Origin of the sequence: Vibrio sp. 99K-1, assembly GCF_013114585.1 — a bacterium.
GTDB classification, from domain to species: Bacteria; Pseudomonadota; Gammaproteobacteria; order Enterobacterales; family Vibrionaceae; genus Vibrio; species Vibrio chagasii_B.
On record NZ_VTXF01000078.1, the window covers coordinates 1 to 507 of the forward strand.

Genomic DNA, 507 nt, shown 5'->3' on the forward strand with positions numbered 1-507 from the left:
GTCTCTCGACTCTGGGTAAACACTTTAATTATACGCTTCTTCAAAGCCTGCTCTTCTTGATCGTAGCGGCTTGGTTCTCTATCAAGCCATGCGTAGTAACCCGACTTAGAAACAGATAAAAAACGGCACATCAATACAATGGAATAACGCGTTTTGTAATGAGCTATGAATCGGAATTTTGTCGATTTTCTTGGGCAACGAATCGTTGCCACTTTTTTAGCAAGTCATTCTCGAGCTTAAGTTGTTCATTCTGACGTTCGAGCTCTGCAATCCGACTAGACTCAGTTTTCTGGCTCGGGATCTGAGTCCTTTTCTTACGTTTATCTTCCATAATAACCCCTTCTCTATAGTCCTTTCGCCATTTAGAAAGCATATAAGGGTGGATATCTAATGATAGCGCCACGCTTTTAACTGTAGCTCCTTCTCGAAGCGAAAGTCGGACAGCAGTTACCTTAAATTCCGTAAGATATTGTTGAGTTTTTTTACCTGATTTATAAGCTGGCATAA

1 pseudogene is annotated in these 507 nt (G+C 40.8%); it reads right to left on the reverse strand.

From position 1 onward, the window contains the following. Window positions 1-505 (reverse strand): annotated as a pseudogene (locus F0228_RS25705) (IS3-like element ISVisp1 family transposase); the annotation flags it as partial. Between the last annotated feature and the right edge of the window lie 2 nt (window positions 506-507).